Origin of the sequence: Saccharicrinis sp. GN24d3 (genome assembly GCF_052400645.1) — a bacterium.
Taxonomy (GTDB): Bacteria; Bacteroidota; Bacteroidia; order Bacteroidales; family Marinilabiliaceae; genus Saccharicrinis.
This window is the reverse complement of the sequence record NZ_JBQTGI010000055.1, coordinates 1-8,214: the sequence shown is the minus strand read 5'-3', so window position 1 is coordinate 8,214 and position 8,214 is coordinate 1. Positions and strand designations below refer to the sequence as shown.

General features: G+C 34.1%; 5 protein-coding genes. 4 read left to right on the top strand and 1 reads right to left on the bottom strand.

The window, feature by feature from the left end:
- Nucleotides 1–135: 135 nt before the first annotated feature.
- Complete coding sequence (locus tag ACT29I_RS25375; RefSeq protein WP_430935665.1) at nt 136–849, bottom strand: hypothetical protein; 714 nt, start codon at nt 847–849, stop codon at nt 136–138.
- A gap of 602 nt (nt 850–1,451) precedes the next feature.
- Between ACT29I_RS25375 and ACT29I_RS25370 the strand changes: the two genes are divergently transcribed.
- The 4 genes from ACT29I_RS25370 to ACT29I_RS25355 all read left to right on the top strand — a co-directional run.
- Complete coding sequence (locus ACT29I_RS25370) at nt 1,452–2,225, top strand: hypothetical protein (protein ID WP_430935663.1); 774 nt, start codon at nt 1,452–1,454, stop codon at nt 2,223–2,225.
- A gap of 156 nt (nt 2,226–2,381) precedes the next feature.
- Nucleotides 2,382–3,707: an HNH endonuclease gene (locus ACT29I_RS25365; protein ID WP_430935661.1), complete on the top strand. Its 1,326-nt coding sequence runs from the start codon at nt 2,382–2,384 to the stop codon at nt 3,705–3,707.
- A 458-nt stretch (nt 3,708–4,165) separates the two neighbouring features.
- Complete coding sequence (locus ACT29I_RS25360) at nt 4,166–7,294, top strand: SIR2 family protein (protein WP_444794818.1); 3,129 nt, start codon at nt 4,166–4,168, stop codon at nt 7,292–7,294.
- A 20-nt stretch (nt 7,295–7,314) separates the two neighbouring features.
- Nucleotides 7,315–8,214: PDDEXK nuclease domain-containing protein (locus tag ACT29I_RS25355; RefSeq protein WP_444794817.1), on the top strand; the 900-nt coding region annotated here is incomplete at its 3' end.

The following is an 8,214-nucleotide window of genomic DNA, read 5'->3' as shown; positions in this document are numbered from 1 at the left end:
TATCTCTAATCTTAAGGCAAAATCGCCTTTCTAAATAGCCGATATAATTATGTTGCCTTGGATACCTGAGTTGTTACCTTGATACTATGATAAAACGGGAGTGTAATCTAAACTATGTCTCGTAGTTTGTAAAAACTATACTTCCGTAGGCTCTTCACTATTTTTTTTGGCAGCGCCCATTTTAGCCACGACCTTACTAATGGTAAACTGCTCCTTTTTAAGGGGTTCGTACTGGTAAAAGCTGGCTGCTATCTTACAAATGCCCGCTATTTCGGAATAAATATCGTTTAAAGCATCTATAGCTTCCTCCGAAAGTGCTTTAGAGGTTTCTTTCATCGTTTCTTGCGAAACGTTGGCATCTTTCATTTGGTCGGCATAGCCTACCATACGCGCCAATAGGGCAGGGGCAGTACCTTTTTCAATAATTTGGGTTTTTAGGTCTTCCGTAAGGTTTTGTTTAAAGGTATATAGTAACTGAATTAATGCTTCCTGGTTATTGTCTTGAACCGCTTTTAAGTTCTTGGTAAAACCCAGGTTTTTCACTATTTCCTTTGCTTCGCTGCCAAAATCAACCTCTAGTTGTGTTTTTAAAAAGGATAAGTCGCGCCTGGCGGGGGTTTGAATAGCTCCCAATTGGGTTGTCGCATTACGTAGTTCCTTCTTTTTATCCAGCCCCAGGTAGTTATCTATGGCATCGTCAATTTTGGCCGATAAGCCGTTGGCATAGTCAATAGTCCAGGTTGTGCGGGCTACGGAGAGTTCATCAATATAGCTTATTAAGCTTTGAGAAATGGTTTTGGATGCCAATAGCATATCCACATCCTTGTAATTGTAATTTCTTGTTGACATTTTTCTGATTTAAGGATATAAAAAATAATGTAACGCAGTTACTGAACATTCGTTGGTATATCGAAGGTGTTCAATACGGATAATCAGAAGGCTTGATAGAAAGCAGGAAAGTCATAATACTTTGTTGGGTGATTTTTTAGAACCGGATCTGGTTCCTTTGTATTTTTAGTGAAGTATATCATAGCTAAATAGTTTAGGTGGTTTATATGCTGATACAAATTAGGAAAAATATTGTAAAGTACAATGGTGTTTAGGGATATTTTTTTTACAATGTTGTTTTTGTAATACGATAGAAAACAAAGAGCTAGCTGATGAAGGGGTTTTGCATACAATAAATACGTACTTGTCTATGTTATTCCTATGTTAATAATTAATTGGCGATAAATAGAACGATTAAATAAAATATTTGGTAATTTAGGTGATCCAACCCGCTTTGCGGACCACATCATGGATGTATAGATAATAATTACTTTTTGAAGAAATAATAGGTGACATAAAAGGGATATAAAGCATATGCTTTATATCGACAAGTTGTGTGCAAGCAAAAGAAACAACCTACACAAGAGATAATATGAATTTTTAATATTTAAAACGGATAGATTATGAAATTAACCAAATTGATTCTTGCATCTGGATTGATTGCAAGTTTAGTATTTACAAGCTGTACAAATATTCTTAACAAACCTTTAAACAAAGAAGATTTTGAGAAAGTAAAAGAATTAGTCAATAATGATGAGACATTAAAGGAAATGGAAAAGAAGTATGTAATAGACAACTTGTCTACGTACCTCGGATTCGCAGAACTAGGCAAAGCTTTAGCTGGTGATGGAGCGGAAGTAAAAACGTATGGGGAGTACATTGAAGAATTAAAAGTAGATTTTGATTCAACAGAAACACAGATTTTAATAAATATTGAAAATAACAAGAAGTTAAAAGAGTTTATTACTTTGACAGACGCAAAAGCAGTACCAATTGACAAGTACAAAGGTTATTTGACTATGAATCTGAAGTTTAAAAATGAATTTGAGAAGCCAATACTTTATACTGTTATTAATTACAAATATGTGAATAAATATGATTCTAAGTTCTTTGATGAAAAAGTAAAACTAACTGATGAAGTTGCAAAGGACTTTAAAGAAGAGGTTGAAGTAACAACAACGGAGAAATATAATGATGTCGCTAGTTTTTTATATTCAAAAGTGCCAGTTGGAGCACCTGCAAAATTGAGGAAAGAACTAGGGAAAGAAGTTGCTGACAAAAAAGTACATCGTGATTTCTTAATGGAAGGACTAAAAATTGAGACATTAGGGATTGTTTTCGAAGACAAATCAGAATTGACTTTGCAAAACGAAGATTGGGAATACTTGACTAAATAATGCCAGCACACAATGTGTTTAGTGCATAAGGGTTTCAGAGGTTTTTGAGCGTTATCTCCCGCATCATGTTTAGGTGGGGACTTGATAGGTTTGAAGCCCGAAATCCCTTACGAAATTATACACGCAACGTTATAGGGCATTTAAAAAAAGACTGCGATGATAGATTTCGACTGGAAAGATGAAATATTACAATGGACTGATAAAAAACGGAATATTAAACCGTTTCAATCAGACTTGATTGATTTTTTTGAACAATCTTTTAAAAATACTTCTCATCCGGATAAATCTCTTTTCGGGACTAACACCTCAAGCGTTTCACTACTGACAGGGGGAATTTTCTTTGCAGCGTACACAACCGAAGGATTGATTTGGCTGCTTTTAGATAAAAAAATCACAGACATTCCAAATGCAGCAAGCAGAATTGTAAAATCAACCAAAAAATTTTCTGAACCACTTTACTGGTTGGAAACTGAAGACCTTACCAATTTAAAGCTTCTAACATCTAAGCCCGAAATTTGGGAAAGCTTTAAAAATGCGACTGACAGAATATTTGGAAGTAAAATGGTGACAGCGCATAGAGACCATATTGCTAAGAATAAGTTGTTGTTATCAGAATTTTGGGAAATTGACAAACCGAATTCTCCAACATACACTCCAGCAGATATAGTTTGGTTTAAGAATGTTACAAATAAAGTTAATGGAGAAGCTTATTTGGATTTAACGGCTAATCCTTTTGTAATTCATTTTCCGACTAAACACAAAACTAATGTATTAACACCAGCAATAGACGAGTTAATACTTATCTATCAAAAGGTACATGGAATACCTTCTTTTACTCATATTGTTACACCAATTGATAATACTTTAATTGAAGAGAATTCAAGACAAGACTATCGTTATGGTAGGCTTGTTAAAATAATTGCTAAAACTGGTAAAGACAATGCAATACCTGTTTCGGATACTTTATGGAAACGAATTAATTTTTCTGGCATAACTCAAGGTAATGCTTGTAAACTTGAAAACATAAAAGGAATTGGCAATATTGATGAACTACAATTTGACATTTGGAAGCGATTTAAAACATTCTTTACTCCTGAAGAACAAAAGTCGGAAAAAATTACATCAGCATTAATTAATGAACTTGAAGATACATCTTCGGACCTTTCTGTTTCTGAAGGAGAAGTAAGACTTATTTCACACTTGGTAAAAGAGAGAAATCGTAAAATTATTGCAGAGAAAAAACGACAAGCAATAAAAGTTGGCGATTTGAAATGTGTAATTTGTGGATTTTCATTTAAACAGCGATTTGGCAAAGAATTTATTGAATGTCATCATAAAACACCAATAAGCCAGACAGGAGTTAGAGAAACAACATTGGATGACCTTGCTTTAGTTTGTGCAAACTGCCATAGAATGTTGCACATAAAATTTGATGGAGATTTTTTGACAATTGAGCAGATGAAAGATAAATTTAATGAATAAAAAACGCCCTACAATAAATAAATAAAGGGCATGGGCTGGCAGTGTAAATTCGGAAGTTTTACTCTTTTAATAAGTTCGCCGAAGCTAAGGCTCCGGCTTGGTAGGGTTTCGGAGGTTCGGTTTTTCAAATCAGCTCACGAACCCTTGTTCAAACCGTTAGGCACAATCTTAAAAAAGACCGGACAACAGTGAAAATCTGCTACAAGAAGAATTGAAAAGAAGCCCACGCACAAATAGCACATTTGTTTTTTCGCCGACACACAACCCATTGTTAAAAAAACAAAAGAGCTATTTCTTGCCAACGCGCACGGACTGAGTATCTTTGTGAGTAGACAAATAAATTGAAAGAGAAATGTATGAAAATGAAGGATTCTAAAATATTATTAAAGTAAAAAAGAAATCACAAGACCAACTGACCAATAGATTATTTCTCCTGCATTCTTAATTATTGAGGTTATATGAATAAATTACAATTTGATGAATTCCTGAGGGCTATTAATATCAGTAAAAATGACACCTATTCTTTACTGTTAGGTGCAGGCTGTTCAATTACATCTGATATTCCATCAGCAGAAGACTGTATTTGGGAATGGAAGAAATCCATTTATAAATCAAACAACTCAACAGCATCAGATTGGATAGAAAATCATAGAAATCCTAAAGTAAAAGATACAATACAGCATTGGATAGATAACCAAGGAGGTTACCCTGAAAGGGAAAATGCTGAAGAATACTCTTTTTACGCCAAAAAATGTTACCCAATTGAAGAACATAGAAGACAATATTTTCAAAAAATAAGTTCAAATAAAAAGCCTTCTATTGGCTATAAATCAATCCCAATACTCGCAAAGCAAGGAATCCTTGATTCGGTTTGGACAACAAATTTAGATGAACTAGTTGTAACAGCTTGTTCAGGCAGTGGGGTTCAATCTATTGAAATTACTCTGGATTCTGTTCAACGACTTACAAGCAGAAGTCAAAACAGAAACGAACTTCCCGTAATTAAACTCCACGGAGATTTTAAATATGGAGAATTAAAAAATACGGTTGAGGAACTTCAAAATCAAGATGAAACTTTCCGCAAAGTTCTAATTGATTATTTACGAGACAAACATTTAATTGTTGTTGGGTATAGTGGTAGAGATGCTTCTCTGATGGATGCTTTGAAAGAAGCTTATTCCAAACCTGGCGGAGGTATGTTGTATTGGTGTGGTTATGGAAGTACTGCAAGTAAAGAAGTTCAAGAGCTTATTGAACTTGCCGAAAAAAGCAATCGCAATGCCTTTCATATTTCAACAGAGGGTTTTGATACTGTTCTGCGAAAAACTGCACAATTGGTAGTCGAGGATAATAGAGAGTTGAAGCAAGAATTGATTAATCTTCACCAATTAGAAGAAAAACAAGATGTTTTTACTCCATTTGATTTGAAGCCCGACAGAACAAATAAGATAGTAAAAAGCAACTTGTATAAAATTAGTTTTCCTGACGAAGTGTTTGTATTTGAAGCTACACTTGACGAAAAACCTTGGGAGTTTGTTAAAAGTAGAACTTTAACGAGGAGTGATATAGTTGCCGTTCCATATCGAAAACAAATATGGTGTTTTGGAAACCTAACCGTAATAAAAGATGTTTTTTCTGATGTGATAGAAAGTGAAGTTCAACGAAAACCACTGGCAAACATCAAGATATATAATTCAGCTACAAGTAGCTTGCTTCTAACCGCTGTGTGCAAGGTTTTAGCTTCAACCTACAATATTAAAACCAACTATAAAAACAGATTATGGTCTGAATCGGACTTTCAAACCATTGCAGGGCAAAAGGTATTTAATGCGATTAAGTTGTCTTTTGATAGAATTTCAGGTGTATTTTACCTTACGCTTAATCCTGATTTTGAATTGGAAAAAGAAGATGTAGATAGGACATTAGCTCAAAATGTGGGAATTGCATTCTTTCACAAAATTTGGAATAAACAGTTCAATATTTATGTGGAAAAATGGCGGAAGGCGCTTTTTCAAAAAATTAATGAATTCGAATTCCCTATAGACTCAGGTTCTGGATTTAGGTTTAAAATAACAAAAGCTCCGCTTTTTACCGAGGTTTGTAATTTAAATTATCGGTACCCACAAAGTCATACAGTACCAAAACATTTCTTTAACCTAAAAGGCATTCAATTTAAGGAGGTTCCATTATTGTTTTCAACTTCCAATGGTTCAAGAAATGTAACCGATGAACACCCAATGCGAGGCTTGGTAAATAATAAACCTTTTGAAACGAACATCAATTCTTTACTTAGTGATAGAGTTGATATAGCTTTGGTTTCACCAAAAGCAGAAGCAACTAACCTTTATACATTCATTCAAAAGCAAAATCAAAAGATTGCAAAATTCAAACAAAATGATGATTACATTATTGATTTTGAAGGATTCTATACTACTTATGGAGTTAGTTTAAACTTTCCTACTCCTGATAGTGAAGGATGGGAATATGTTGCTGAACCACAAAATACTGGAATTGTAGAAAATGCAAACTACATTAAGCAAGAGATTTGTAACTGCATTGTCAAAATAAATTCGACAGGAAGACAAAAAATTGTTGTGATTTATATACCACAACGTTGGGAAGAATTCACTTCATACAATGAACAAGGCGAAATATTTGATTTACACGATTACATAAAAGCTTTTTGTGCTGAAAAAGGGATAATGTCTCAATTAATACGAGAAAAAACGGTAAAAGACCAACAACAAAGTTGCCAAATTAACTGGTGGTTATCGCTTTCTTTCTACGTAAAATCATTAAGAACTCCTTGGATATTAGCGAATACAGATAAAAATACAGCTTTTGCTGGATTAGGGTATAGTATTGATTCTAATGATAATAGCAATGGTCATATAGTATTAGGTTGCAGCCACATTTACAGCTCTACGGGAGAAGGCCTAAAATACAAATTGTCTAAAATAAGCAACAACAAAATACAATGGAGGCATAAAAAACCCCATTTGTGTTATGACGATGCTTATGAGTTTGGTCGCAATATTCTCAACCTGTTTTATGAATCGATGAATGAACTCCCCAAAAGAGTTGTTATTCACAAGAGAACATTCTTCACCGGAGAAGAAAAGCAAGGAATCTTGGATAGTCTTTCGGATAATGGCATTATTGAATCAATTGATTTAATTGAAATTAACTTTGAGGATAATATAAAGTACACTGCCAGTAAGATAAAAAACAACAAGCCTGAAATTGATGGGTTCTCTGTTTCTCGAGGCACTTGCATTCAACTTAACTCAAAAGAAGCTCTACTTTGGGCACACGGGGTAATACCATCAGTAAGAAACCCTAATTACAATTTTTATCCAGGAGGTAGATACATTCCAAAACCGCTTAGAGTAATTAAACATTACGGTAATGGAAGTTTGGAGCAAATTGCAAATGAGATTTTAGGGCTTACAAAAATGAATTGGAATTCCCTGAATATGTACTCTCAATTACCAGCAACGATTTCATCGTCAAATGATATTGCGAGAATTGGCAAATTGATTGATTCAAACACTTACTCTGAGTATGATTATCGTTATTTTATTTAGAATCGTAAAAACAAGATATTATGGCCAACATAAAACTCAATAAAGACTACATCAACTGGCTAAACGAAGTAAAGTCAAAGGTTCGTACTGCACAGGTTAAAACGGCACTGGCTGCGAACCGTGAACTTATTTTGTTTTATTATGAATTGGGACGTGATATTTACGAAAAGCAGAAAAAAGCCAAATGGGGAAGCAAGTTATTAGAACAACTTTCTAACGATTTAAAAGCTGAATTTCCTGACATCCAAGGCTTATCAAAAACAAACCTTAAATATTGCAGCAATTTTTATCAGTTTTATTCAATTAGTCAACAGCCTGTTGACCAATTACAAAATACAGAATTACAGACGGATGAAGTTGCTAAAAAATTAAGTCAACAGCTTGTTGACAAAATTCCGTGGGGACACAATATCCAAATTTTTACTAGAGCTAAAAATATAGAGGAGGCAAAATTCTATATTCAACAAACTATTGAGAACGGCTGGAGTAGAGATGTTCTGGCTCTGCAACTGAAATCGAGTTTATATAGTAGACAAGGAAATGCAATTACCAATTTCAAACAAACACTTCCTGCTCCACAGTCCGATTTGGCTCAACAAACCATAAAAGACCCTTATTCTTTCGATTTTCTTACAATGACAAAGTCCTATAACGAAAGAGATGTGGAACAAAAACTGGTTGAACATATTTCTAAATTCTTATTGGAACTTGGTAAAGGTTTTGCTTTTATAGGCAGGCAGTATCATCTTGAAATTGATGAATCGGATTATTACATTGATTTGCTTTTTTACCACACCAAACTAAAATGCTACGTGGTAATTGAACTAAAAAATACCAAATTCATACCCGAATATGCGGGCAAGCTGAACTTCTATCTTTCAGCGGTAGATAGTTTGGTAAAAGCAGATGACGACAAACCC